Annotated in this window: 20 protein-coding genes and 1 pseudogene; 10 read left to right on the top strand and 11 right to left on the bottom strand. The window is 54.7% G+C overall.

Features of this window, described 5'->3' with window-relative positions; genetic code table 11:
- Positions 1-104: 104 nt before the first annotated feature.
- From HNQ38_RS07905 to HNQ38_RS07880, 6 genes are all read left to right on the top strand, one after another.
- Positions 105-2,138: a hybrid sensor histidine kinase/response regulator gene (locus HNQ38_RS07905; protein WP_183719153.1), complete on the top strand. Its 2,034-nt coding sequence runs from the start codon at positions 105-107 to the stop codon at positions 2,136-2,138.
- Positions 2,139-2,376: 238 nt separating this feature from the next.
- On the top strand, positions 2,377-3,768 hold the full coding sequence (gltX, locus tag HNQ38_RS07900) for a glutamate--tRNA ligase (protein WP_183719151.1): 1,392 nt from the start codon (positions 2,377-2,379) through the stop codon (positions 3,766-3,768).
- A gap of 137 nt (positions 3,769-3,905) precedes the next feature.
- Positions 3,906-5,228 (top strand): glycosyltransferase, encoded by a 1,323-nt coding sequence (locus HNQ38_RS07895; protein WP_183719149.1) that lies wholly within the window; start codon positions 3,906-3,908, stop codon positions 5,226-5,228.
- A gap of 132 nt (positions 5,229-5,360) precedes the next feature.
- Positions 5,361-5,951 (top strand): class I SAM-dependent methyltransferase, encoded by a 591-nt coding sequence (locus HNQ38_RS07890; protein WP_183719147.1) that lies wholly within the window; start codon positions 5,361-5,363, stop codon positions 5,949-5,951.
- Between the two features lie 28 nt (positions 5,952-5,979).
- Positions 5,980-6,969, top strand: a complete 990-nt coding sequence (locus HNQ38_RS07885; protein ID WP_183719145.1) for a glycosyltransferase family 9 protein — start codon at positions 5,980-5,982, stop codon at positions 6,967-6,969.
- A gap of 11 nt (positions 6,970-6,980) precedes the next feature.
- Entirely contained in the window at positions 6,981-8,189 is a 1,209-nt protein-coding gene (locus HNQ38_RS07880; protein ID WP_183719143.1) for a TylF/MycF/NovP-related O-methyltransferase, read from the top strand.
- Positions 8,190-8,191: 2 nt separating this feature from the next.
- On the opposite strand, the gene fliR is transcribed toward HNQ38_RS07880, so the two are convergent.
- The 4 genes and pseudogenes from fliR to HNQ38_RS07860 all read right to left on the bottom strand — a co-directional run bounded on the left by fliR (position 8,192) and on the right by HNQ38_RS07860 (position 15,499).
- Positions 8,192-8,983 (bottom strand): flagellar biosynthetic protein FliR, encoded by a 792-nt coding sequence (fliR, locus tag HNQ38_RS07875; RefSeq protein WP_183719141.1) that lies wholly within the window; start codon positions 8,981-8,983, stop codon positions 8,192-8,194.
- 349 nt (positions 8,984-9,332) lie between these two features.
- Positions 9,333-10,904: an MFS transporter gene (locus HNQ38_RS07870; protein ID WP_183719139.1), complete on the bottom strand. Its 1,572-nt coding sequence runs from the start codon at positions 10,902-10,904 to the stop codon at positions 9,333-9,335.
- A 211-nt stretch (positions 10,905-11,115) separates the two neighbouring features.
- Positions 11,116-14,165 (bottom strand): annotated as a pseudogene (locus HNQ38_RS07865) (efflux RND transporter permease subunit).
- A 56-nt stretch (positions 14,166-14,221) separates the two neighbouring features.
- Positions 14,222-15,499, bottom strand: a complete 1,278-nt coding sequence (locus tag HNQ38_RS07860; protein ID WP_183719137.1) for an efflux RND transporter periplasmic adaptor subunit — start codon at positions 15,497-15,499, stop codon at positions 14,222-14,224.
- Positions 15,500-15,598: 99 nt separating this feature from the next.
- On the opposite strand from HNQ38_RS07860, the gene HNQ38_RS07855 reads away from it, so the two are divergent.
- Complete coding sequence (locus HNQ38_RS07855; protein WP_183719135.1) at positions 15,599-16,438, top strand: MerR family transcriptional regulator; 840 nt, start codon at positions 15,599-15,601, stop codon at positions 16,436-16,438.
- 253 nt (positions 16,439-16,691) lie between these two features.
- Here the strand turns inward: HNQ38_RS07855 and HNQ38_RS07850 are convergent, their stop codons facing one another.
- The 5 genes from HNQ38_RS07850 to HNQ38_RS07830 form a co-directional block, all read right to left on the bottom strand.
- Positions 16,692-17,399 carry a carboxymuconolactone decarboxylase family protein gene (locus tag HNQ38_RS07850; protein ID WP_183719133.1) on the bottom strand — a complete coding sequence of 236 codons (708 nt, stop codon included), beginning with the start codon at positions 17,397-17,399 and terminating at the stop codon, positions 16,692-16,694.
- A gap of 15 nt (positions 17,400-17,414) precedes the next feature.
- Positions 17,415-17,822, bottom strand: a complete 408-nt coding sequence (locus HNQ38_RS07845) for a (R)-mandelonitrile lyase (RefSeq protein WP_183719131.1) — start codon at positions 17,820-17,822, stop codon at positions 17,415-17,417.
- Between the two features lie 92 nt (positions 17,823-17,914).
- Positions 17,915-18,898, bottom strand: coding sequence for an aldo/keto reductase (locus tag HNQ38_RS07840; protein ID WP_183719129.1), 984 nt, complete (start codon positions 18,896-18,898; stop codon positions 17,915-17,917).
- 10 nt (positions 18,899-18,908) lie between these two features.
- A complete protein-coding gene (locus HNQ38_RS07835; protein WP_183719127.1) occupies positions 18,909-19,532 on the bottom strand; it encodes a flavodoxin family protein in 624 nt (207 codons plus the stop codon).
- 56 nt (positions 19,533-19,588) lie between these two features.
- Positions 19,589-20,590 (bottom strand): DUF362 domain-containing protein, encoded by a 1,002-nt coding sequence (locus HNQ38_RS07830; protein WP_183719125.1) that lies wholly within the window; start codon positions 20,588-20,590, stop codon positions 19,589-19,591.
- A 172-nt stretch (positions 20,591-20,762) separates the two neighbouring features.
- On the opposite strand from HNQ38_RS07830, the gene HNQ38_RS07825 reads away from it, so the two are divergent.
- Positions 20,763-21,725 carry an AraC family transcriptional regulator gene (locus tag HNQ38_RS07825; protein WP_183719123.1) on the top strand — a complete coding sequence of 321 codons (963 nt, stop codon included), beginning with the start codon at positions 20,763-20,765 and terminating at the stop codon, positions 21,723-21,725.
- Positions 21,726-22,021: 296 nt separating this feature from the next.
- Here HNQ38_RS07825 and HNQ38_RS07820 read toward each other — a convergent pair whose 3' ends face one another.
- Positions 22,022-22,975, bottom strand: coding sequence for a chemotaxis protein (locus HNQ38_RS07820; RefSeq protein WP_183719121.1), 954 nt, complete (start codon positions 22,973-22,975; stop codon positions 22,022-22,024).
- A gap of 114 nt (positions 22,976-23,089) precedes the next feature.
- On the bottom strand, positions 23,090-23,776 hold the full coding sequence (gene nth / locus HNQ38_RS07815) for an endonuclease III (RefSeq protein ID WP_183719119.1): 687 nt from the start codon (positions 23,774-23,776) through the stop codon (positions 23,090-23,092).
- Between the two features lie 297 nt (positions 23,777-24,073).
- Here nth and cutA point away from each other — a divergent pair, with 297 nt between their 5' ends.
- Positions 24,074-24,403: a divalent-cation tolerance protein CutA gene (cutA, locus tag HNQ38_RS07810; RefSeq protein ID WP_183719117.1), complete on the top strand. Its 330-nt coding sequence runs from the start codon at positions 24,074-24,076 to the stop codon at positions 24,401-24,403.
- Positions 24,404-24,503: 100 nt separating this feature from the next.
- Positions 24,504-25,457 (top strand): carbohydrate kinase family protein, encoded by a 954-nt coding sequence (locus tag HNQ38_RS07805; RefSeq protein ID WP_183719115.1) that lies wholly within the window; start codon positions 24,504-24,506, stop codon positions 25,455-25,457.
- The last annotated feature ends 16 nt before the right edge of the window (positions 25,458-25,473 follow it).

The raw sequence follows: 25,473 nt of genomic DNA, 5'->3' as shown, positions 1-25,473 counted from the left end.
AATGAATGGCAGACGGGTGGCAGGCACCGGGGCGGCAACGCAAAACGGCATTGTATTGCCGGGCCAAAAGCGCTAGCCTGCACATCAAGTTTTATGGAGGCACAATGGTGTTAGAGGCACAGCAGGGCTTTGAGGAAGGACTTTCGTGGGGACAGGAGGCCATGGCTGCAGCCAGTGTTGGCCTCTGGGTTCTTGAGCGCGATGTGGCTTCCGGGCAGATGCGTCTGCTTACCAACGCAGTTACGCGCCGCCTGTTGGGCGTGCCTGACGACATCAGTCCTGAAGACTGTGCGGAATTCTGGCGCACCCACGTGGACAGCCGCGACATAAACCGCATATGGGAAAGCCTTGAAGATTTTAAAAAGCACACTGAAATGCGCGAAATGCGCTACTCATACAACCATCCGCAGCTGGGTTCCATTCGTGTGCGTTGCGGTGGCAGGCGTGTTTCCCAGAAAGGCGACAAGGTCCTGCGCCTTGCAGGTTACCATCAGGACATAAACGAACTTCATGCAGCCCATCAGGCTTTGCGTGAAAGCCTGTCGCGGCTTTCGCTGGCCTGCCGTTTGGGTTGGCTGGGTGTTTTTGAACTGGGACGGCATAAGGGCAAGCTGGAGTTTACCTGCAATGAGGTTTTTTACGAGCAGTTCGGCCTGCGCGAAGGGGCTGGCGCCGAAGAGCGGCTCGCGGTTATGGAAAAGCGCATTCTGCCTGAAGACAGGCAGCGCTGGCGCAATCTTTGCCGTGCTGAAGGCTGGACTGTGGGTTTTCAGGAGCATGTGGAGCTTCGGGTAAATCATCCCTGGCGCGGCCTTTGCTGGTTTGCCCTGGCCTATGAGGTCGTGGGCACGCAGGAAGAACCCCGCATCGCCGGGTATGTGAGCGATGTGACGAAGCACCGCCAGCATGAACGTGTGCTGCGCGAGGCCAAGGAAAGCGCGGAGGCCGCCAACGCGGCCAAGAGTATATTTCTCGCCAACATGAGCCATGAGATACGCACGCCAATGAACGGCATCATGGGCATGGCGCACCTGGTGCTCAATACGGAACTCAATCCACAGCAAAGGGACTATGTGGAAAAAATTCATTCCACATGTGAGTCGCTGCTGGATATTATCAATGATCTTCTGGATTTTTCCAAGATTGAGGCCAACCATATGGAGCTGGAAAATCTGCCATTCCAGCCCGAAAAAGAGCTTGAGGCCGTGCTTGCCCTGCTGCGCCCGCGCACCCATCACAAGAACTGCACGCTTGAGAGCCGCATAGATCCGCGCATACCGCCCACCCTGATGGGCGACGCCCTGCGGCTGCGCCAGATATTACTGAATCTGGGCGGCAACGCCATCAAATTTTCAGAACGCGGTACAGTGCGCATAGACTTTCAGCTGGTGCGCCGCAAACTTAATAATGTCACTTTGGCCTGTATCGTCAGCGATGAAGGCATTGGCATGAGCGGTGAAGAACAGGAGCGTATTTTTACGCCTTTTTCCCAGGCAGACACGTCCATTACCCGCCGCTTCGGCGGCACCGGGTTGGGGCTTGCCCTTTGCCGCCGTCTGGCCGTACTTATGGGCGGGCGCATCAACGTGCAGAGCGGCCCCGGCAAGGGCAGCGTATTCACGGTGGAATTGCCCTTTGGCGTAGGGCAGGAAGACATGTTTGCCCCTGATCTGGCCGAGGCCGATCACAAGGTGGAATTTGCCTGCCTGCAAGGGTTGCGCGTGTTGATGGCTGAAGACGGGGACATAAACCGCGAAATTATGGAAGTGCTGCTCAGCGGCATGGGGGTGGAATGCATGGCCGTGAGCAACGGTCAGGAAGCCCTTGACGCATGGCGGCAGCATGTGGACGAAATTGACCTTGTTCTTATGGATGTGCAGATGCCTGTTATGGACGGCTATACCGCCACGCGCGAAATCAGGGCCAGTGGATTGCCCGGCGCGGTGGATGTGCCTATTGTGGCCATGACAGCCTATGCCATGCGAGGCGACGCAGAGCGCAGTCTTCAGGCGGGCATGAACGCCCATCTGACCAAACCCATCGACGTAAGGGAGCTTACCCTTACCCTCAAACGTCTTGCACGCACCTGCGATGAAAGGCGCGAAGCCGCGCACAATACAGACAGCCGGAATTTGTGAGCCGCGCGGTGTCTCCGGGGGCATCTGGGCCAATCCGGGGCAACCGTGCGAATCTGGGCGTCTCCGGGCGCATTCGGGGCATCCTGACGTACTCGGGTGTATTCGGAGAAGTATTGCCTCTGGTCGCTGGCGCCCGGCACGCGGCTTGCCCGAGACTATTTTGCAGAAAAATTAATAAATATATGAGATAGACGGGAAACAGCCTGTTTGCCTCAAAAGCTCAGTCAAGGATAGTAACATGACGCAAGTGGTTACACGATTTGCCCCCAGCCCCACGGGACACCTGCATATCGGCGGCGCACGCACCGCCATTTTTTGCTGGCTTTTGGCCCGCCATTCCGGCGGCCGTTTTCATCTGCGCATTGAAGATACGGATCTTTTGCGCTCCAAGCAGGAATATACCGATTCCATTCTGGCCTCCATGCGCTGGCTCGGTCTGGATTGGGACGGGGATCTGGCCTATCAGACGCAGCGCACCGACCTGTATAACACCTATGTGGACAAGCTGCTGGAAAACGGCCACGCCTACTGGTGTTCCTGCACGCCTGACGAGGTTGAGGCCATGCGCGAAGAAGCCCGGCAAAAAGGCCTCAAGCCGCGCTATAACGGCTGCTGCCGCACGCGCGACCTCGGCCCCGGCGAAGGGCGCTGTGTGCGCCTCAAAGCTCCGCTGGCAGGCAAGGTGGTTTTTGACGACCTGGTCAAGGGCAAGATCGCGGTAGACGTGAATGAACTGGACGATATGGTCATCAGGCGTGCCGATGGCATGCCCACATATAATATGGCCGTGGTGGTGGACGATCACGACATGGGCATCACGCACGTGATCCGTGGTGACGACCACGTTTCCAACACGCCCAAGCAGATCCTTATCTATGAAGCTCTGGGCCTGCCTGTGCCGCGCTTCGGCCATGTGCCGATGATTCTCGGCCCTGACCGCCAGAAGCTTTCCAAGCGTCACGGCGCGCGGGCCGTCATCGAGTATCAGCAGGACGGCCTGCTGCCACAGGCTCTTGTGAACTATCTGGTGCGGCTTGGCTGGTCCCACGGCAATCAGGAACTGTTCACGCCCGAAGAACTGGTGGAATTTTTTGACGGCAGCAACCTCAATCCTGCGGCTGCAGCCTTTGACCCCGCCAAGCTGGAATGGTGCAATGCCCACTTCATGCGCGAAATGCCTCTGGCCGAACTGGCCGCGCTGACTGCGCCCTTTGTGGAGGAAGCCGGCCTTGGCGTTTTGACGCAGGAACGGCTGGAACCCCTGTGCCTCATGTTCCGCGAGCGTGCCAACAACCTCAAGGCACTGGCTGAAAGCTTCCGGCCGTTGCTGGTTTCCGCCGCTGATCTGGAATATGCCGAAAAAGACGCCGCCAAACATCTGACGGATGGCGGCAAGGCCCATCTGAGCGCGCTGGTCTCAGTGTTCGCGGCTTGCGAGCCCTTTACGGCTGAAAGCATTGAGGCTGCCCTCAACGCCTATGTGGCTGATAATGGCCTCAAGTTCAAAGAAGTGGCCCCGCCCCTGCGCACGGCCCTTATGGGCTTTATGGGCGGCTCGCATCTTAATGAAATCATGGCATTTCTGGGTAAGGAAGAATCCCTGGCGCGGCTGGAGAAGGCTGCGGGGTAGAAGTGGGGCAGGTCTGCACATCTGATCATGTGCGAGTGTTTTGTGGAAGGGGCTGCCATGTGCAGTCCCTTTTTTATTGGCATCGATGTTGCAATCTTTTATGCGCGCCAAAACTACAGTGCAGTTGGAGTATCACCATGTCAGACGCACAAGCCAATGCTGCGAGCTTCATTAAAGGCTCTCCTTTGCGCAAGCCAGAATATTTCATCGGCCCGGTGGCATGGTGGAACGGTTCCCTGACTTGCGGCGGTGTTGAGCGCCAAATTTTGGCTTCAGCTAAAGCTTTTCAGGATAAAGGAACCCCCATTGTCCTGCTGTGCCGGACCTTGTCTGCCGCAGGAGGAAATGATTTTTTTCTGGCAGAAGCCAAGAACTGCTGTAAGGCTGTTCTTGAATTTTCTCTGGATAAGATAAAGGTTGAAGATTTTCAGGCGGCACGCGGAGTTGTAGATGCTGCTTTTGAAAATCCTCCCCCTGTTTTTCGGGATAGTGTTGCCGTTTATGCAGCCTGGTTTTTGCGTTTAATGCCTCGATTACTGCATATCTGGAATGCCGATCATCTCGAACCCCTATTGGCGGCGATTATTGCGGGTGTTCCAAATATAATAATTGCCGGGCGCAGTCTTGCACCGCGCAGTCGAGCACCATATGGCTTTGAAAGTGTTGATGAATCGTTGGCGCACGCTATTCTTAGCAGGGCCGTGCAGATGCCAGGCGTAGTTATGACCAACAACAGCCGCGCCGGATGCATCGATTATGAGGAATGGCTCAACCTGCCCGCGGGAAGTGTTTCGCTGACATCAAATATTCTTCGATTAAAGGATTGGCCTTGTCCTGAGCCAGAGAATGTAGCCGCTTTGCGCATTAAACTCGGCATCCCTGAAAAATCCCCGGTGGTGGGTGGTCTTATCCGTTTTGTCTCGATTAAGGACCCGGAGCTCTGGATCTGCACAGCTATGCGCGTATGTGCGGCTAATCCCGGTCTTTATGCAGTTCTGGCTGGGCACGGTCCGATGTATGAGCAGCTAAAGAACGTAGTGGCCAGCACTGCGCATGCTGATCGCATCCTTCTGCCTGGAGCGATCAAGAATGTTTCCGATTTTTTGTCGCTCTGCTCGGTCTTTTTACATACGGCTTATGTGGAAGGATTGCCCAATGCGCTCCTGGAAGCCCACGCCTTAGGGGTGCCCATAGTGACCACCAGGTGTGGCGGTGCTGCCGATGTGGTAGTGCATGGACAAAGCGGATTTGTGCTGGACGGGCGTGACGAAGTAGCTTTGGCCAATCATGTTGGCTGGTTGTCCAGGCATCCAGAGGCTGCCAGAGCCGCAGGGCAGACAGGGCGGGTGCATGTTGGGCGTGATTTTTCCCTGGAACACTCATTGGGACAGCTCCAGGTGGTTTATGACAGGATTACGGGGAAGACTGCCAAGCGCTGTGATAGCCAATGCGTCTGCTAACTCAGAAGGCTTTTCAAAATCCTTTACGTGATGTTTATGGGGATGCCCTAAGAGGCTGCACGGCAGGCTTTCCTTGTGATGATGGACTTTGGGGTGTCATGCCAAGTGTCATTTTATCAAGAGGACGTTTACATGTTTAACTCAATTAATTCTTATGCCAGTCGCCAAGGCATGAATGAGATAAATTTGCACCTTGGGTGCGGTGGGGAAAATATTGAGGGCTGGATAAACATTGATAACTATGATTATGAGGGGAAAGATACCTCACGAAGCGGGTCATGTTACGATTTAAAGATGGATATCCGCGCGTTGGATGCCGCTGATAGCAGTGTAGACCGCATTCTTCTTGTTCATGTGCTTGAGCATTTTACACGATGGGCCGCCATAGACCTTCTGGCTCAATTTCACCGTTTGCTCCGACCGGAAGGGCTTCTTCTCATGGAGCATCCAGACCTTGATGCCTGCATAAAAATGTATCTGGAAAGCCAGGCCAGCATTGATACTCCTCTGGGGGCCCTTAATCTGGGTTTTTCTCAGTTTTATGGCAACCAGTGGGACAGGCTTGATTATGAAACACACCGCTACGTTTGGACAAAAAATGAAATGGCCAGTGAATTGATCAAAGCCGGATTTGAAGTTCTTGTGCTAGATAATCAGGCTAAATTTCATGTGCCAGGGCGCGATATGCGCGTGATCGCTCGCGCTTGCAAGACGCCCCGCTGACCGCCGTATCCAGTAAGGATTTGTTCATATGGCCCAACGCACAAAAACGATTTTTAATGATGGCGGCATAGGCGATGCCATCCTCGTTTCGGCAATTGCCGAGAACTGTGGCCTTTGCGTGGCTTCAACAAAATACAATGCTCTTCTTGAGCATAACCCAAATATTGTTTTGAATGATACTCCCGCACATGCCGTTTTTAATTCGCGCGACGTGCATGATGCCCTGTTGCAACGTGGTGTCGCTCCATTTTATGCTCACTATTGGGATCTTGAATGCAAAAATGGATTTTATCATTGGCGTTATCCAGAAACACATATGATAGCAAAGCTTTGTGCCAGAGCCGAAGTGTATGGCGATATCAAGATTTATCCAAAAATATACCTGAGCGATCAGGAAATTGAAGAAAACAGACCTGTAAATGATAAATATATTGTTATGCAAAGCTATGGCGCAGTATGGAAAACTGCCGGCTATGAAACATGGTCTGTGGTAAGCAAAGTTTTAAGTAAAAACTATACGATTGTTCAGATTGGAGCAGAAAGCGATCCATTGCTTCCAAATACGAAAAACTGCCTTCATGTTGGGTTAAGAGAAACTGCTGCTATAATAAAAAATAGTAGTGCCTTCCTTGGTGTCATTGGAGGATTGATGCACATGGCAAGAGCCGTGGGAACAAGATCTGTAATATCTTTTTCAGATAGTGAACCAGAGTTTTTTTCTGGATATATTGCCAATGAGCATGCTCTTTCTCAGGAGCGTTGTGACCTGTGTAGGTCAAATAAAGTTAATATGTTTAATGGTGACACTTGTCCTAACAAATATATATGTGGGAAAAGTATATCGCCAGAGGTAATTTTGTCGTCTTTTTATCGCCTTGAAAAGAGGCTTTCGTCCCCGCTAGAGTACGATGTGATAAATAATACGGCAGAAAAAAAAGATGCGATACATCAGATGATGCTATACAGGAAAACTCAAAGAAGACCAGTTTTGGACGGTTTTTCCAAGGTCTTTGCATAGGGGAGAGTGCCATGACTAAGCTTGCAGAGATGAGTGACAGTGAAGCAAAGGAACTTTTGCTGGCCTCGGCGACAGGCGTGGGAAAGCTGGTTCCTGATATGGCTGGCGTGCTTGCCGATGGATCGGGCGACGGCATGATGTTTAAGCAGGTTCAAGGGCCTTTTCCCAAAGGACCTTGCCGCTTCGCCCTGTACGGCCATGCAGACAGTTATGTTGGCGCTTTTTATGAATTGATAGACAGCGCTCAACAGTGCATTTTGTTTAGAGGCCGCGTAGCAACAGTGGAAAAAAATCTGTTGGCCGTTGCCTGCCTTGACCTTCAGCGGGATAGTCAATCAGTCGAAATTCGCGTTTATGTTCGTCAGGGAACCAGGCTGCTGGTGACGCGCTGTATGCTAAGGCCATGCTCGCCCTTTGATGTAAAAATCAAAGATGAGTCCGATAATTTCCTGTATAATATTTTTGATAGCGATACCTTGTTGCGCTTGCCCCTGCCTGGCGCCAGAAAAGGAGTATCCCTGCATGATGGGGCCGCCAGAGGCATAAGTCTTCAACAAGATAAACTGCGGGCTTTTTGTGAAGCGGATCCGCTTTTTCATGGCGCTCAGCGTGCAGCGCATGGGCTTTCTCTTGTCACCAGAGAGCGATTTTTGAATATGTTTATTCTTCTTAAGTACTACCTGCCGAAGCTGGATGCACAAGGAGATATTATTGAATTTGGTACCTTTCGGGGAGGGATGGCCCTGTTTATGGCCTACCTGCTCAAATTTACAAAAAGCCGCAGGCGCGTATACGCGCTGGACACCTTTGAGGGCATGCCCCTGACCGAGAGCGCGCAAGATTACCACAAACAAGGGGATTTCAAGGAAGATAACTTGATGGGGGAAATGCTTAGGCGGAAAGAGATGCTCGGTCTGGATAACTTGATATTGGTCAAAGGATTGTTTGAAAACACAGTCCCGACGCTGTTTCAGGAAAAACTGTCTTTTGCCCTGGCACATATTGACTGTGATATCTACGACGCCGTTGCCTACTCATATGAGAGCGTGAAAGACCGAATGGTTGCTGGCGGATATGTGGTTTTTGACGATCCTTTGGCAGCCTCTTGCCAGGGGGCCATGGCCGCTGTTGAAGAGCTGCTGTACCATAGGGACAAGTTGCATGCGGAGCAGGTTTATCCGCATATGGTCTTCCGGCTTGGACTGGAACAGGGTTTTTAACGCTACTGATACAGAGGGCTCATAGACCGCAGCAGGTTGGTGAATAGGCCGTCCAGTCCCAGAATAAAGGTTTCCACATGGTCAGCCATAATGACCAGCAGCAGACCCACAAAGAAAAATCCCACGCCAATCTTGGCCGGAAAGCCGAATTCCATAATGTGTATCTGCGGCGAGGTGCGGGCTACCAGGCCCAGGGCCACTTCCACCATAAAAAGCGCCACCATTACCGGAGCCGCAATTTGCAGGGCCAATACAAACATCTGCGAAGCCAGGTGCAGTATCTGCCACATGATGTTGGAGCCGATGAAAAGCCCCCCCGGCGGTATCAGCTTGAAGGATTCGGCAAAGCCCTTGATCATGTACAGGTGGCCGTCCAGCGCCAGAAAGGTCAGCAGAGAAACCATCCAGAGAAAAAACGCCGTTATGCCCGTCTGGTTGCCGGTGAGCGGGTCGGCAAAATTTATCATGGTGAAGCCCATCTGAAAGCCCAGAAGTTCACCACCCGCCTGAATGCCCATAAACAGAAAATTGACGGCCATGCCCAGCACCAGCCCCAGCACCGCCTCGCCCAGAATCATGATTACCATGTCGAAGGGATGGGCAGGCATCTGGCTGCCCGGCAGGGCGAGATGCGGCCATACGCCCAGCGTGAACACCAGGGTTATGGCGGCTTTGACCTGTACGGGGATATTGTTGGTGGAAAACACAGGCAGCATGAACATGACAATACTTACCCGCATCATGGTAAGTATGAGACTTAAAATCTCAGCCTGGTTGTAGTTGAACACGTCCATGCCGGAGGGGATTGCAAAATGGTTGCCAAAAAATGCAGTCTTTTTGCGCCGCAGCGCGTCAGAAGGGTGACGCGCTGCGGCTTGTCAGCCCCGCTGGGGGCAGGGCTTTGGAGGAGGACAATTTTACCTGTGAATTTACGGCAGGAAGGGCCTTGCCACGGTATTTTTTCAGAACAACTTTTGCAGACAAGCTTTTACCATACCAGCTCTGGGCAGTTCAGCTTTTGCAGCGTCAGTTTTTACCTGATACATTCTCGTCAAATCAGCTCGGCCTGCCTGGTTCCAGTCAACGTGATTCTGCATGGATTGTCTTGCCAGTGTGCTTGGCGACAGGACATCCCTTGCCGGATCAGCCTTTACTTTGTTCCTTTGGGTTATAGTGGCGTAATCCGTTGAAAACCCACAAGCCCAAAAGAAATACCAGAAGCGCCGCAGACAGCAGCACTGTGCTGTGTGCGGAGGAAAAGGCCATTTGTCCGGCCTCGGCAATGGCTTTGCCTTTTTCTCCACCAGCCAGCTCCGCGGCAACCATCGTATCGCTGATAGAATCCACGACACTGTGCGGCAGGCTCTGGCGTATGTATTCCGGCAAACGCAAGGCCGCGCTGTAGTTTACTGACAGCAGAACCCCAAAGCCCGTGATGCCCAAGCCCGCGCCCAGATCATAACCCAGAGCTTCAATGGATCCTGCTGCCCCGCCTTTTTCCGGCGGCACGCTGCCCATGATGGCAATGGATGAGGCCGTCAAACCAATGCTGAGTGAAAGCCCCAAAATGACCATGCACGAGAACACCAGCCAGCCAGCGTCATGAAAGCTCGCAAAACCCAGCCCGGCGAGGCTGGCTCCGGCAGCCAGCAGCGACAGTGTACAGACGCTCCGCAGCCCACCCCAAACGACCAGTTTTCCGGCCAAAGGGCCGCCAACGGCAGAAGCCGCCATGATGGGCAGCATGAAAATGCCAGCCTGCAAGGGCGTGCGCCCGAGAACAAACTGCAACTCCTGGGCAATGGTAAGCTCCACGCCAGCCAGCGCGCCTGAAACAATAAGGGCTGTCACGAGTCCCACGCGGATGGCAGGCATGCGGAACAGGCCAAGGTCAAGCATGGGCGCGCGCGCAGTCAGCTGCTTGCGTATGAACAATGCCAGCAAAAAAATACCGCAAGCCAGCACGCCGCCGCAAAGCAGCATTGAAGAGCCCTGTTTGAAAACGGCCTTAATGGCATACACCGTCGCCATAAGGCCCGCGGCCAGTGTCAGAGCCTGCCCGATGGGCCATGTGCCTTTGGCCTTGATTTGGGGCTTGGGCAGCAGGTGGGCAGCCAGGGGCAGGATAATCAGAATGATCGGCACATTGATAAGAAAAACAGATCCCCACCAGAAATGCTCAAGCAAAAGGCCGCCCGCCAGAGGGCCCATGGCGGCGGCCACGGTACTTACCGTACCCCAGATGCCCAGGGCCATGGCCCGTTCTTTCCAGTCGTCAAATGTAATCCGTATGATGGCCAGCACACTGGGTATTATCATGGCTCCGCCCACGGCAAGCAGGCCCCTGGCCATAATCAGGCTTTTGGCCGTTGGCGAAAAGGCCGCTGCCAGCGAAGCGGCCATAAAGATGAGCAGCCCGACCAAGAGCAGTTTGCGCGGGCCGATGCGGTCGCCCTGCGTGCCCATTGGCACCAGCAGGCTGGCAATAATCAGCGGGTAGATGTCAATAATCCAGAGTATTTCCGTGCCCGTGGCCTGTAGCGAAAGCGTCAACGACGGCACGGCGATATGCAGGATGGTCATGTCCGTGGCAATGGGCAACCATGCCACCATAACGGCAATAAGCACCCGCCAGCGTGCGCCCTTGGAAAGGCGCTTTTGAACAGGAGCGCCCTGTGGGGGCGCACTGTGTGTATTCGGATTGTCTGTGCTCATAAAAAAATCATAGGATGCGTTTGTTACAGCCAGCATTGTTTTTGCGTCATAATGCGTGGCAGTGGGCAGACCGGGCCGCCCTTCGTGATGCAGCAAGCATTCACCGGGATCACGCTCCCGGTGAATGCTTGCTTTGAAATACCGTCACGCCACAGTCATTACGGCTTGCGTGGCGTGCCGATGTTTTTTGCCGTATTTTCCAGCAGTATTGCTACTTACCGCCTTTGCTGCGCGGTTTGCGAAATATATTCACAACCAGCACAAAGAACAGTGGCGTAAAGTAAACGCCAAGGGCCGTCGCGGTGAGCATTCCTGCCATCACCACAGTACCCAGGGCATTTTGCGCTCCTGACCCGGCTCCGCTGCTCAGGGCCAGAGGAATGACACCGAGAATAAAACACAGGGATGTCATTATGATGGGCCGCAGCCGCAGCCGGGATGCCTCAATGGCTGCAGCGGCCAGACTTTTGCCAGCCCTGTGCTGGGCGCGGGCAAACTCCACAATCAAAATGGAGTTTTTGGCTGACAGGCCCACAATGGTCAGCACAGCGATTTGAAAGTAGATATCATTATTCAGTCCGCGCAGCCAAGCCCCGGCAAGAGCGCCCACAAGGCCCGTAGGCACGGCCAGCAAAACGGATACGGGTATGCTCCAGCTTTCGTACAGGGCTGCCAGACTGAGAAACACCACCAGCAGTGAAATGGCGTAGAGCATGGGAGCCTGGTTGCCGGACAGCAGTTCCTGGTAGGAAAGGCCTGTCCAGGCAAAGTCGAAGCCCGGGGGCAGAGCTTTGGCGCTGGCTTCCATAGCCTTCATGGCCTGACCGGAGCTTTGCCCCGGTGCGGCCTCACCTTCAATTTTCACTGAAGGCACACCTTGGTAGCGGGTAAGTTTGGGGGAAGCCGTGATGGATTCCACACCGAGAAAACTGGCAAAAGGCACCATTTCACCCGCGCTGTTGCGCACATAGTAGCGGTAAAAATCCTCCGCGCTGGAGCGGAATCCTGCCTCTGCCTGAAGATAGACCTTCTTGGTGCGGCCCTTGTCCACAAAGTCGTTGATGTATTCTCCGCCCCAGTATGCGCCTATGGCTCCGTTGACCACGGCCATGTCCAGCCCCTGTGCTCCTGCCTTGTCACTATCGACAAGCAGCCGGTATTGCTCTGAATCATCAAGACCGCTGTACCGGGCGTAGGCGAGGGCTTTCTGCTTCATCGCGTTTTGCAAAAGGGCGTCCTTGGCGGACATAAGCGCTTCGTGTCCTCTGGCGCCACGGTCCATCAGTTCCATATTGAAGCCGGATGAATTGCCAAGCTCCATAACCGCAGGGGGGCCATGACGAAAAGCTGGGCTTCAGGGGTAGCTGCAAAGCGGGCGTTTGCCCTGTTCATGACATCAAATACGCCTTGTCCCTTGCCGCGCTCGCTCCAGTCCTTGAGCAGGGCAAATGCCATGCCCGAAGCCTGACCAGAACCGCTGAAACTCCAGCCCATAACCGTAAAAATACTTTGCACGGCTTCTTTTTCGTCCTGGCGAAAATAGTCTTCCACTTGCGCCAGTACCTTCGCCGTGCGCTCGAAGGAAGCCCCCGGCGGCAGCTGAACATCAAGAAACAGTATGCCCTGGTCCTCATCTGGCAAGAAGGCGCTGGGCAGACGTAAAAGCAGAATAGCGCATACGGCGAGCCCCGCGCCAAAGATGACAACCCAGCGCCTCGGTTTGTCCAGCATGGGGCGCAGGCTGACGGCGTAACGCCGGGTCAGGCGGTCGAACCAGCGGTTAAAGCGCCCGAACAGGCCTTCTCCCTGGCTGTGCGCGTGCCTGTGCAGCATCGTGGCGCACAGGGCGGGCGTAAGCACAATGGCAACCAGCACCGACAGTACCATTGACGTGACAATGGTTATGGAAAACTGGCGGTAAATGACGCCTGTGGACCCGGACATGAAGGCCATAGGCACGAAAACGGCAGAAATAACCACGGCCACGCCTACCAGCGCGCCTGTGATTTCCCGCATGGATTTGAGTGCGGCCTCTCTGGGGCTGAGCATCTCGTCCCGCATGAGGCGCTCCACATTTTCAACCACCACAATGGCGTCGTCTACCAGCAGGCCAATGGCGAGCACCATGCCAAACATGGTCAGGGTGTTGATGGAGTATCCTGCCAGAGACAGCACGGCAAACACGCCCAGCAAGACCACGGGCACAGTAATGGCGGGAATGAGCGTTGAGCGAAAATTCTGCAAAAATAAAAACATCACGGCTACCACAAGGGCAATGGCTTCCAGCAGGGTACGCACCACAGAGCTGATGGATTTTTCTACAATAGGGGCTCTGTCGTCAGCGAAGTCGTACTTCATTCCTTCAGGAAAAAAGCGGGCAAGGGATGCCAGTTCCGCCTTGATGGCGTCGGTGGTTTTTATGACATTGGCCCCGGAGGCCAGCTTTACGGCCACGCCAACGGCCGGGTTGCCGTTAAAGCGCGATTGCCCCGTAAAGTTTTCCTCGTTGATTTCCACGCGGGCAACCTGCCCGAGGCGAAGCACTGCCCCGTCACTTTCGGTGCGCAGGCGTATCTGCTGAAATTCTTCCACTGTTTGCAGCCGTGAGGCGGCATTGACCGTGATGTTGATCTCCTGCCCCGGCAAGGCGGGGGCTGCGCCTGCCTGGCCGCCCGTAACCTGGGCGTTCTGGGCCTGTACTGCGGCCACGATATCCTGCGGGTTCAGCCTGTACTGCTCCATTTTCGCGGGGTCGCACCAGATGCGCATGGCGTTGACGCCGCCGTAAAGCGTTGTGGAGCCCACGCCTTCCACCCGGTTAAGCTGGTCAATAAGATTGCTTGCCACATAGTCACTGATGCCGCCTGCGGTCATTGAAGCGTCAGTGACATAGAAGGCTATGACCATAAAGGAATTTTCCACGGCCTTGCTGACCTGCAAGCCCTGACGCTGAACGGCCTCAGGCAGCATGGGCATGGCTTGCTGCAGCTTGTTCTGGACCTGCACCTGGGCAATATCGATATTGGTTCCGGCCTCAAAGGTGAACACCATCTCAATAGTGCCGCTGGAATCACTGGAAGAGCGCATGTAGAGCAGGTTGTCGATGCCTTTCATCTGCTGTTCGATGAGCTGGGTCACGCTCTGGTCCACCGTTGCCGCCGAAGCGCCGGGGTATTGGCCGAAGATGGATACCTGTGGCGAAGCAATGTCGGGGTACTGGGCAATGGGCAGATTGCGCAAGGCCAGCCCGCCAGACAGCATAAGCAGAATCGCCAGCACCGTGGCGAAGATGGGGCGGTTGATAAAGAAAGCTGCCATTATTGCCCATCCCGGGTTTTGCTGTTTTGCGCAGCACCGCTGTCTTGCGTATCGTCGGGCGTTTGCTCGCCTATGGCCTTGCCATCAGGGATGGCTTTCTGAATACCTTCCACAATCACAAGATCTCCGGCTTCAAGGCCGGAGCGTACAAGCCAGCGGTTGCCAAAGGGGCGGTCGAGCTCCACGTTTTTTTTCTGCACCGTGAACAAAAGGGCAGCATTTTGGGCCGTTGCCGATGTTTCCGGTTCTTGCAGCGTGAGTACAAAATGGCGTCCACTTCCGTCAGCCATGACAGCGCGTTGGGGAACCAGAAGGGCATTTTCTATGACGCCTTCTTCAATCAGCACCCTGGCATACATGCCCGGCAGCAACAGCCCTTCAGGGTTGGGAAACAGGGCGCGCAGATTCACGCTGCCCGTGGTCTGGGCCACGCTTATTTCTGCGAAAAGCAGATCGCCCGTATGCCATTGTGTCTCGCCGTGCTCAGGGTCGGGTGCGGCATAGGGCGTGCCGTCTTCAAGAATGAGGCGCGCTCCGGTTGTGCCCTTACCCCATGCGGGGCCAAGAGCGGCGGCAAGGCGGCGCAGGCGCAACATGCTGGCATTGGACTGCGTAATATCCACATACACCTGATCAATTTGCTGAATGACAGCCAGAGGGTTTGTCTGGTTGGCTGTAACCAGTGCGCCCTGCGTGACGGCAGATCTGCCTATTCTGCCGGACACAGGAGCCTTGATGCTCGTATAGTTCAGGTTGATTTCCGCAGTTTCCAGGGCCGCCTTTGCGCGCGCAATACGGGCTTTGGCCTTGCCGTGTTCGGCCACAGTATCATCCCATTCCTGCTGGCTTACGGCGTTGGCCTTGGCCAGCACCCGTGCGCGGGTCTCACGCTTCTGCTGCGCGGCTGCGTGCACCAGGGCTTCTTCCAGTTCAGCCTTGGCCGTGTTGCGGGCCGCTTCATAGGCGGCGGGGTCAATCTGGTAGAGAACCTGCCCTTTTGTTACGGGCGCTCCCTCCTCAAAAAGCCGCTGCTGAATGATGCCGTCCACCTGAGGGCGCACTTCGGCCGTGACCAGAGCTGCCACACGTCCGGGCAATTCACTGGTGAGCACAAGGCGTTCAGGGGCAATGGCCGTATAGCGCACCTGCGGCGCGTTCTCCATTGGGGAGGGGCCGTCATTGCAGCCCGCCTGCAACAGGCAAAGGCAGAGCAGGGCGGCAAAACGCGGCATGAATCGGCTGCGGCGGGGAAATGAGATATCTATAAATCTGGGCATTATTTCCTCTTGAGGCTTGGAATGGGCAATTTGCTTGCTATTCATAATGGTGTCAGTCACCATAAGGTATGGAGTAACTCCAGAGTCAAGGGGAAAACTATGAAGTATTTGAGTACCGGAGAATTTGCCAAATTGTGCAGAACGCGCAAGGACACCCTGCTGTTTTACGACAAAGAGGGGTTGCTGAAGCCCCGGCATGTTTCGGAAAATGGCTACAGGCACTACAGTATAGGCCAGTTTTACGAGTTCGACATGGTTGCCATGCTTAAAGAAACGGGCAGTTCGTTGAAAGAAATACGCAATTTCGTGCGTGAGCCTGATCCGGCAGGCCTGTTGGAACATCTGGAAGAAAAAAGGCAGCTTTTGCGTCAGGAGCGCCTGCGTCTTGCCACCAGGCAAAAAATGCTGGAAGCGACCATAGCCCTGGGACATGAAGCGCTGAATGCCCAATACGATGTTCTGGATTTGGTAGAGCTGGAAGAAGAACAGCTTGAAGTGACGTCTGTAAGCGCGGAAGATCAGGCTACGGAAGAGGGCTGCATCGCAATTCTTGCCGAGTTTGCCGACAAGTTTGAAAAACTGGGCAGGTCAGCCCCCATGCCTTTTGGTTTTCTGACAGAGCGGGAACACCTTCCTTCCTATATTGCCGGGTATTTTTTTTGCGGCGCATCGCGGGGAACCAGAGCAGAAAACCTGCGCATCAGGCCTGCGGGGCTTTATGCGAGGTTTTATCATCGGGGTGAGGCGCAAAGTCATGAGGCCGTTTATGGCCGCATGCTGGAAACCATTGCCAAGCGCGGTTGGGTCATCAGCGGGCATATGTATGGATACGACATGGCCAGCTACATCGTTTCTGAGTCCGCTAACGAGTATTTGGCAAAATACTGCGTACAGGTTTGTGTTGCTGGAGAGCAGGGCGAAGTAGCAAGGCAGTTTTGAAGTGCGGTTTGACGGTGGATATGTGGCTTCGCCCCCTTGGGCATTTTATTCTTGAAACGTCCACAAGGGGTTGCTTCAAATGTTGCCGCAACAAAGCCGCGTAACGGCGGGTCTGCTTGCTGCTACACGGCTTTGCTGGGACACGTTACACTCTTCAGACAGTTCACCACGGTGCCGCTTGCAGTCGTTTGGGATGTACCTGCAAACGGCACCGGGCAATGTGTAAAGCTTGTGAACAGGCTTTGGCGTATGGCTATTTGCCGTCTTCTTCCTTCAGGATCATATCAACCTTCTTTCCTGCGCAATCACTGACTTTGGCCCGGAGAACTGCGGCCAGAGCCTGCATTTGTTCTGCTGTCAGGCCGACATTTCTGCTGATGCGGCAGTGTGAACGAAGCTGGCTTTCCACTCCATCCATGCTGGCAAGAGCTGACACTGTGGCGATTTCACGGCTTTGCCAGTCCAGATTGTCACGCCCGAAGATATCTCCGAACAGGTGGGCCTTCAAAAATTCGTCAACGGCCGGGGCAAAATCCATAAGCCCGCCTTTGACAGGAGCCCCCACCAGCGCGGTTTGTACTTCTGTGCCACGTTCAAGGCTCGTTTTTTCTTGAGAAACCGGGCCTGCCTCTTTGCCCCGTTCGTCGTGTATGCCCTTTGCTTCGCGCTCCCCGAGCACTTGCTGAAAGGCTCCCAGTGCGTTCAGGCTGCGGGGAAATCCCGCGTAAGCGTAAAGCTGCACGAGTATTTCCTTGATTTCATTGACGGTCAGTCCGCCGTCAAGGCCGTCGTGCAACGCTATTTTCAGGGCTGGTATTTGCCCGCTTGCGGCAAATGCGGCAATGGGCACAATGGCCTGTTGCCTGCTTGATAACGTGGTATTCACTGTTTTTGCCTCGGATATTATGCCGTACAGGCACAGCAGCAGAACCGCTGCGCCTGTTATGACTGCTCTTCGCATTGGGCCCCCGGAATTTTACTGGCCGTTGTACTGCGCGTCCGTGACCTTTTCCATCCAGTTTGCGGCCTGCCCGTCCTGTTCTTCCTGAATGGCGTAGTGCGACATGGCCTGATCCGGAGCAGCGCCGTGCCAGTGCTTTACGCCCGCCGGAAACCAGACCAGATCACCGGAAAAAACCTCCTGAACAGGCTGCCCCCATTCCTGAACCCGGCCTTTGCCCGTGGCAATAATCAAAAGCTGGCCGTAGGGATGCGTATGCCAGTTGCTGCGAGCCTTGGGTTGAAATGTGACAAAGCCTCCAGACAGACGCGACTCGCCCCGCCGGGGAACAGAAAATTCAACACTGACGTCGCCTGTAAAGACTGATTCCGGGCCGGTGGCGGGCTCTACGGAATTTTTACGTGTGATAATGATGTTACTCATTGCTGTATCTCCTGCCGATGCAAGGGTTACTGTGCCACATACGCTAAAGGCCAGAAGAAGCAGGGCTATGGCAAGGGTTTGAATAAAGTTCATCACAGTCCTGTACGTTTTTCCAGTTCTTCGGGATACCGTTCGCCTGTCAGTTGAATTTCAGACGCCGCTCTGGTGAGCTGTTTCAGTTCGTCCGCCTCAAGATGCAGGCTTGCGGCCCCCGCATTTTCTACAAGGCGGTAGGGCTTGGTTGTGCCAGGAATGGGCACGATCCAGGGCTTTTGCGCAAGAAGCCATGCCAGGGCAATTTGCCCCGGGGTGGCATTTTTTTGTGCGGCAAAATTCTGAAGCAGCGTCACCAGTGCCTGGTTTGCGGCCAGGGCTTCCGGGGTAAAGCGCGGCAGGATGCTGCGGAAGTCGGATTTGTCAAAGGTGGTTGCGGCGTCAAACCTGCCAGTAAGAAAGCCTTTGCCAAGAGGACTGAATGGCACCAGCCCTATGCCCAATTCTTCAAGGGTCGGGAGCAAATCCTGTTCTGGCCGCCGCCACCAGAGCGAATATTCGCTCTGGATTGCCGCCACAGGCTGTACAGCGTGGGCGCGGCGTATGGTGTGCACCCCTGGTTCGGAAAGGCCGAAGTGCTTGACCTTGCCCTCCTGAATCAGTTCTTTGACTGTTCCGGCCACATCTTCAATGGGCACGTTAGGGTCAACCCGGTGCTGGTAATACAGATCGATGGCTTCTATACGAAGGCGTTTTAGCGAGCCTTCCACAGACTGGCGGATTACTTCAGGCCTGCTGTCGGTTATCTGCTTGCCGTTTATGATGGAAATTCCAAATTTGGTGGCAATGGCGACCTGACCGCGGTACTGTGCCAGCGCTTCGCCCACCAGTTCTTCGTTGGTAAAGGGGCCATAGCATTCGGCAGTATCAAAAAAGGTAACGCCGTTTTCCACAGCCGTTCTGATCAGGGCGATCATGTCCTTTTTATCAGATGCAGGGCCGTAGCCGTAACTCATGCCCATGCAGCCAAGGCCCATGCAGGAGACGCTCAGGCCGTCAGTACCCAATGTGCGCGTTTGCATACCATTTCTCCTATTTACCCAGATCAAGGCGTTTCAGCCATTGGTCGATTTCAGCCTGTGAATTTTGTACACGGCCGCCACGTACCGCCAGACCATCAAGAATGGTCGCGCCGGGGCAAAGCGTTTTGAGGTCGGCAACACTTTTACCCAGTGCGCTGCCTTCATGCGTGATGAACGGCGCAATTTTTTTGCCCGAAAAATCATGCTGCGCCAAAAAACCTCTTACGGGCGATGCAAAGGTGCCCCACCAGCTTGGTGAACCCACAAGAATCACGTCGTATGGGCTGATGTCGTCCACACTGGTTTTCAGGGGCGGAAAGTAGTTTGCTTTCAGTTCTTTCTGGGCTTGCTCTGTGGTAGCCCGGTATTCTTCCGGGTATGGATTCACTGTTTGCAATTCCACAATATTGCCGCCATGAGAGGCATGAATTTTTTCCGCCACAACGCGGGTATTGCCGGAGCGGGAGTAGTATACGATCAGCATTTTTTGCCCCCCTGATGCGGGTTTTGCGTTGGCCGCACTGGTGGGAGCCAAAAGCGGATGCACCGCCACTGCGAACATGCCTGCGGTTATTGCTGTTATAAATGAGCGCCTTGAAAACGAGGCGGCTTCGTGCTGGATAAATTTTCTCATATGACTTCACCGTCATTACAACTTTAAAATGTGAAGTTTTTCAAAGTTAATCTGCTTTAGATGACTACCAGTTCGTACCCGGATTTTCCCATGCCGAGTTCCTTCATATATTCAAGCTGGCGCAAGCCGCTTCTGGATTCCATACGCTCCACAAGATCGGCCTTTTGGGCCTCGGGCAGCGCGTACACCATATCAACGGAAGCCTGATCGATGGCCAGAATGTCCGTTGAAGCCAAAATGCCCAGATCCGGCGCGGTAGGAGGCGCGGCACTGATGCCTGCGCAGTCGCAGTCTACGGACATGTTGCGCAGCACGTTGATATAGGTGATGTGCTGGCCAAAATGGTCTGCAACGGCCTTGCCGCCTTCAACCATACGTTCCATAAAATCCGGGCCGGAAGGCCATGAGCTGCCGTCAGAGTCGTGCAGTTGTGCCTTACCGACTTTTCCTGATGCGCAACCGATGGCGATGTTTTTCAGTGATCCGCCAAAGCCTCCCAGGGCATGACCTTTGAAATGAGTGAGCACAAGCATCGAGTCGTAGTTCAGAATATTTTTTCCAAAGGCGACCTCTTTGAACCACTTGCCACCTTTGACGGGCAGGTTCACGTCGCCGTGTTCATCCATTATGTCTACCGGGCAGAAGGTCCAGCCGTTGCCAGCAATGACCATTTTGTGTCCGTCAGTTGTTTTTCTTGGGCTGTCGTACAGCACATTGCATTCAACAATGACCCCGCCTGGGACATCATGCATCAGCTCCTTGACCATTTCCCGGGGGATAATGTTCGGGCCGCCGGGTTCTCCCGTGTGCAGTTTGACCGCTATTCTTCCGGTCATGCCCTGGTTGACGCGGGCATACAGTTTGCGCAGGCCTGCGGCGCTGAGGTCCTTGGTAAAAAATACCGTTGCCTTGCCTTGCTCATCGTTTTTCGGATTTGTAGTGGAGAGCGTGGCGGCGCAGACCCTGCCGCCAGCCATGCTGGAAAGTGCGGCAACGCCCACGGCAGCAGCGCTGCTTTTCAGGAAAAAACGGCGGGAGATATTATCAGACTCGTTCATTTCATACCCCTTTTGGCAAAACGTGGTCGTTAATGTTGTTTATAAGGTCTGAATAGAGTTGTCTGAAGGCACATTTCTGCCTATTGTTTGCCTAATACTCTCATGGATATGTCAATTGGGCAGCTTCATGCTAGTGGTGTCTGAGAATATGCAAGGTGGTGAAGGAGGGCATATGGCGAACGATATGTGGGTGGATATTGACAGGGCAAAAGCCTTTCTCAAGCGTAGCGTTCTTGAGCGCATGCCCAGACCCGGTGTTTATGAAACCGGTCTTGCCGGGGTGCGTATGTACCGGCGCGACAAAACCACAGAACCGCAAACATGCTTTTATCAACCGGTGATCGTCAAAATGGCGCAGGGGTGTAAACGGGCATTTATGGGCAAGGATGAATACCGGTATGGTGAAGACGACATTCTGGTGACAGGCGTTGATATGCCGGGCGCGAGTATGATTTGTGAAGCCTCGCCGGACGTTCCCAGCCTTTCCATCGCCATTGATCTGGACAAAAGCCTGATTGCGCAGCTGGCGCTGGAAATGCCCCACAAGCCGGCAGAGGCGGCTTCCGTGGTCAAGGGCATACACGTTCAGCAACTCGACACCGATCTTCTGGACGCTTACGTACGATTGGCAAAGCTTTTTGATTGCCCGGAAAAGCTACTGGTTCTCGGGCCGATGATCGTGCGTGAGATTCACTATTTCTTGCTGGCAGGGCAGAGCGGCCACAGGTTGCGCTCTTTTTATACCCTGGGCTCTCAAGGTAATCATGTGGCCCAGGCCATAACCTGGTTGAAACAGAATCTTGCCGCAGCAGTGCAGGTTGAAGAGCTGGCGGAAAAAGTCCACATGGCTCCTTCCACGTTCCACAGGCATTTCAAAGAAGTAACGACGCTCAGTCCGCTTCAGTTCCAGAAGAGGCTGAGACTTCATGAGGCACAACGCCTTATGCTTATGCAGAATATGGATGCCAGCAGCGCTGGCGTGGCGGTGGGCTATGAAAGCCTCAGTCAGTTCAGCCGGGAATATAAGCGCCTTTTCGGCGAATCTCCCCGAAAAGACGTGCAGCGGTTGCGTGAGGAAGCGCTTTTTACGAGTGAGTCAGCGACAGCACGGGGCGTAAAGATACAGGGTTTTTAAGGCCATCCCCACTGGCGGGGTACTTGTGTCAGAGATGTTCAGGCGGCATGTGCCAACGGCATAGACCAAAAATATGGGTGCCGGGCAGGCAAACGGCGGGTTTTCAGTTTGTGCGGCGGTTAAAACACAATGCAGAAAAGCAGGTTTCGCCCCTGTGAAGGGGGACTTGTCATTGGTCTGGCTCGCCTCAGAGGAACTGACAGCCATACGAAAACATACGAAAATATACGAAAAGAGCCTGAGTTTCTGCAGTGAAACTCAGGCCTTTCAAAGGGGCGCCCGTTCGTTTCTGCCAGTTATTTGTTCAGCTTTTCCGCGATGAGCTCGCGAATGATTTTGCTCAGGCCGGGGAGGTCGGGTTTGGAAACCTGCTTGTCTGCCCCCACCTTGACGCCTTTGGCGTACAGGGCCTCGGTGATGAGCGAAGAGAAAAGGATGATGGGCAGGGTGCTCATGCCGGGAGTGTCGCGTATTTTAGCCGTGAGCATATGGCCGTCCATCTCGGGCATTTCGATGTCAGAGATAACCAGATGCACAATATCGGTAAGTTCCTTGCCTTCGTTTTGCGCTTCATCACGGGTTTTTTGCAAAAACTCCCACGCTTCGCGTCCGCTGGCCACAGCTGTGACCTGAAAGCCGGACTTTTGCAGCGAAGACTTGATGATGTGCCGCAGCGAATTGGAATCGTCTGCCACAAGCAGGTGAAACTGGGCCGCGCCTTCAACGGGCGAGGTGTCCACCTTGATCTGCGACATGTCCAGCGTGCTGTCCAGACTGGCCAGAATTTTTTCCATATCCAGAATAAAGAGTACCCTGTTCTGAATGCGCAGAACCCCGGTGATACTGTCGCGCGAGTATGTCTGCACATACTGGTTCGGCGGCTCGATGCGGTCCCAGGTCATGCGGTGGATGCTGGTGACGGACGAAACAAGAAATGCGGCCTGCACTCCGCTGAATTCCGTTACAATGACCTTGGCGTTGGATTCTTCGGTCATTGTTTTGCCAAGCCATGTGGCAAGATTGAGGATGGGCAGCACCTTGCCCCGCAAGTTGAAGGTGCCCAGCACCGACGAGTCGCACTTGCTGGGTACGCTGGTGATATTGGGCAGGCGAATGATTTCGAGCACCTTGGCCACGTTGATGCCGTAGTGCCCACTGTAGGAGCTGCCGTCAGGCTGCTTTTCGTCTATAATAAATTCAATGATTTCAAGTTCATTGTTGTTGACGTTGAGCAAGCTGTTTTGCGACATGGCTTCCATCCTGTATGTCCGAGCCGAGTGGACGGCTGAGTCTTGAATAAAGAGACGGGGGCGCTGGCCGAATGGCAGAGCGCTGTAGTTCTCATCGACGGGGAAACATATTTCTTAAGGCTTTGATTTTTTGCTGCGTTGCGGTCGGGGCGTTTTGGGCGGTTCGAGCTTCGGGCAAAAATCTGCCATCTCACACTGGCCGCAAAGGGGCTTGCGCGCCTCACAGACCTCGCGCCCAAACCAGACCATGCGGTGGTTCACATCGCCCCATTCCTCACGCGGAAAAAGTTCCATAAGGTCGCGCTCAATGGGAACAGGGTCGGTTGCTTCAGTAAGCCCCAGACGATAGCTGATACGCTTGACGTGCGTGTCTACAGCAAGTCCCTCGTTGATGCCGAAGGCCCCGAACATCACCACATTCGCAGTCTTGCGCGCCACACCGGGCAGGGTAATGAGCTCTTCAAGGGTTTTTGGCACCTGACCGCCGTAAACTTCGCACACGCGAATCGCAGCCCCCAGCAGATTTTTTGCCTTGCTGTGATAAAAGCCTGTGGGGCGGATGATCGCCTCAATTTCTTCAATGGCCGCCTTCGTCATGTCGCTGGGGCCGGGCCAGCGGCGGAACAGTTCCGGGGTCACGGTATTGACCCTGGCGTCCGTACACTGGGCGGCAAGAACCGTGGCTACCAGCAACTGCCACGCGGTTGCCGCATCCAGATGCGTGCGGGGAGAAGGATAGCGGGTTCGCAATGCCTCAAGTATTTTTTGCGCTCTCGCCTGACGGATATTTTTCGCCTTCATGGCTGTCCTATGCCATAGGCGCAAAATGCCCGCAAGGTGCGTGAGGCTGATGCCGTGCCCATATCCGTAGTTGGCATTGCGTGTGCGTCATTGATTCTGTGGCTTTGCGTGTATAAAATCAATGTGCGCCTTGCTGGATGTGGCGTGATAATCCTGCAAAAACAGCGCGGATTGTGAATCCGGCCGCATACAAGCAGTGCTGCGCGTTCGTGCTGTGGCCTTGCCGCCTGTTGCGGTCTTTGTTTTTTGCGCGTTTGGGTATAACCTTGCCCTCAGATCCCACGGCGGAGGCACAGCATGTCATTTCTCGTTTACGTCACTGCGCCCCATGAAACGCTTGCCCTTGATCTTGCCCGCGCCCTGGTGGGCGAGGGGCTTGCAGCAGGGGTAAATATCGTGCCCGGGGCGCGCTCCATATACCGTTGGCGCGGCGAAGTTCACGACGAGGCAGAATGCCTGCTGCTGGCTCAGGTTAGCCGCGCGGCCCTGCCTGCCTTTGAAGAGGCGGTTAGGCGCCTGCACCCCTATGAGGTGCCCTGCATTGTGGCTGTGCCCATTGAGGCGGGGCATGGGCCTTTTCTGCACTGGATTCAGGAAAACAGCCAGCCGCCCATGTCCGAATCATGACGGTAATGCGGGATTCGGGTCTTTGAGGCGGGCAGAGCCTGTCTGAATCTGCCAGACAGTTTTCAACAAATATTTGTTCACCATATAACGCGAGGACCCTATGGCCATTTACGTTTCCGGTTCGCTGGCCTTTGACCGCATCATGACCTTTCCCGGTAATTTTCAGGACCATATTCTCATGGACAAGCTGCACATGATTAATGTCAGCTTTATGGTGGACGGCATGGACGAAAGGCGTGGCGGCTGCGCGGGCAATATCGCCTATACTCTTGCCCTGCTTGATGAAAAGCCCGTAATTGTGGCTGCCGCCGGGCGCGATTTTGAGTCCTACGCCCAAACGCTGGCCTCGCATGGTCTGCCCCTGGACGGCATTCGCCGTGCGGAAGATGTGTTCACGGCTCTGTGCTATATCACCACAGACCTGAACAGCAACCAGATCACCGGGTTTTACCCCGGCGCAATGACCCTGCCCGCCGTGTACGACTTCCCCGGCATGGATGCCCGGCAGGACATCGCCATTGTGTCGCCCGGCAATGTGGAAGACATGCGCCGTCTGCCCCGCATGTACCGCGAAAAGGGCGTGCCCTATATTTTTGATCCCGGCCAGCAGTTGCCCGTGCTCACCAGCGAAGAGCTGCTGGAAGCCATTGAAGGCTCCCTGGCCTGCATCACCAACGACTATGAACTGAACATGATCTGCAAGGCCACGGGCAAGAGCGAAGACGAAATTGCGGCCCGCACCAGCTGGCTTGTGACGACACTTGGCGCGGAAGGCGCACAGGTACGCGGCCAGGGCGAAACCGTTCACATTGCCCCTGTGCCCATTGATAAGGTGCTGGACCCCACCGGAGCGGGCGACGCCCACCGGGCTGGCCTCATCAAGGGGCTGGTGCATGGTCTTGCCATGCCCGAAGCCGCCAAGCTGGGCTCTGTCAGCGCCAGCTTTGCCCTGGAAAAAATGGGCACGCAGGAGCACGTCATTACCCCGGCGAGCTTCCGTCAGCGCTATGAAGCTGTTTTCGGCGCGCTGCCCAAGGGCATTTTCGCAGAGTAAGAACAGAAACAGGGCA

Source organism: Desulfovibrio intestinalis (assembly GCF_014202345.1).
In the GTDB taxonomy this organism is placed as follows: Bacteria; Desulfobacterota; Desulfovibrionia; order Desulfovibrionales; family Desulfovibrionaceae; genus Desulfovibrio; species Desulfovibrio intestinalis.
The sequence above is the reverse complement of the archived record's forward strand: the minus strand, read 5'-3'. Positions and strand labels throughout refer to the sequence as shown.

What these genes read in the sequence shown, in the direction of transcription:
- HNQ38_RS07905 (WP_183719153.1), top strand. Translation starts at nt 105, where the DNA reads ATGGTGTTAGAGGCACAGCAGGGCTTTGAGGAAGGACTTTCGTGGGGA.
- gltX (WP_183719151.1), top strand. Translation starts at nt 2,377, where the DNA reads ATGACGCAAGTGGTTACACGATTTGCCCCCAGCCCCACGGGACACCTG.
- HNQ38_RS07895 (WP_183719149.1), top strand. Translation starts at nt 3,906, where the DNA reads ATGTCAGACGCACAAGCCAATGCTGCGAGCTTCATTAAAGGCTCTCCT.
- HNQ38_RS07890 (WP_183719147.1), top strand. Translation starts at nt 5,361, where the DNA reads ATGTTTAACTCAATTAATTCTTATGCCAGTCGCCAAGGCATGAATGAG.
- HNQ38_RS07885 (WP_183719145.1), top strand. Translation starts at nt 5,980, where the DNA reads ATGGCCCAACGCACAAAAACGATTTTTAATGATGGCGGCATAGGCGAT.
- HNQ38_RS07880 (WP_183719143.1), top strand. Translation starts at nt 6,981, where the DNA reads ATGACTAAGCTTGCAGAGATGAGTGACAGTGAAGCAAAGGAACTTTTG.
- fliR (WP_183719141.1), bottom strand. Translation starts at nt 8,983, where the DNA reads ATGGACGTGTTCAACTACAACCAGGCTGAGATTTTAAGTCTCATACTT.
- HNQ38_RS07870 (WP_183719139.1), bottom strand. Translation starts at nt 10,904, where the DNA reads ATGAGCACAGACAATCCGAATACACACAGTGCGCCCCCACAGGGCGCT.
- HNQ38_RS07860 (WP_183719137.1), bottom strand. Translation starts at nt 15,499, where the DNA reads ATGCCCAGATTTATAGATATCTCATTTCCCCGCCGCAGCCGATTCATG.
- HNQ38_RS07855 (WP_183719135.1), top strand. Translation starts at nt 15,599, where the DNA reads ATGAAGTATTTGAGTACCGGAGAATTTGCCAAATTGTGCAGAACGCGC.
- HNQ38_RS07850 (WP_183719133.1), bottom strand. Translation starts at nt 17,399, where the DNA reads ATGCGAAGAGCAGTCATAACAGGCGCAGCGGTTCTGCTGCTGTGCCTG.
- HNQ38_RS07845 (WP_183719131.1), bottom strand. Translation starts at nt 17,822, where the DNA reads ATGAGTAACATCATTATCACACGTAAAAATTCCGTAGAGCCCGCCACC.
- HNQ38_RS07840 (WP_183719129.1), bottom strand. Translation starts at nt 18,898, where the DNA reads ATGCAAACGCGCACATTGGGTACTGACGGCCTGAGCGTCTCCTGCATG.
- HNQ38_RS07835 (WP_183719127.1), bottom strand. Translation starts at nt 19,532, where the DNA reads ATGAGAAAATTTATCCAGCACGAAGCCGCCTCGTTTTCAAGGCGCTCA.
- HNQ38_RS07830 (WP_183719125.1), bottom strand. Translation starts at nt 20,590, where the DNA reads ATGAACGAGTCTGATAATATCTCCCGCCGTTTTTTCCTGAAAAGCAGC.
- HNQ38_RS07825 (WP_183719123.1), top strand. Translation starts at nt 20,763, where the DNA reads ATGGCGAACGATATGTGGGTGGATATTGACAGGGCAAAAGCCTTTCTC.
- HNQ38_RS07820 (WP_183719121.1), bottom strand. Translation starts at nt 22,975, where the DNA reads ATGTCGCAAAACAGCTTGCTCAACGTCAACAACAATGAACTTGAAATC.
- nth (WP_183719119.1), bottom strand. Translation starts at nt 23,776, where the DNA reads ATGAAGGCGAAAAATATCCGTCAGGCGAGAGCGCAAAAAATACTTGAG.
- cutA (WP_183719117.1), top strand. Translation starts at nt 24,074, where the DNA reads ATGTCATTTCTCGTTTACGTCACTGCGCCCCATGAAACGCTTGCCCTT.
- HNQ38_RS07805 (WP_183719115.1), top strand. Translation starts at nt 24,504, where the DNA reads ATGGCCATTTACGTTTCCGGTTCGCTGGCCTTTGACCGCATCATGACC.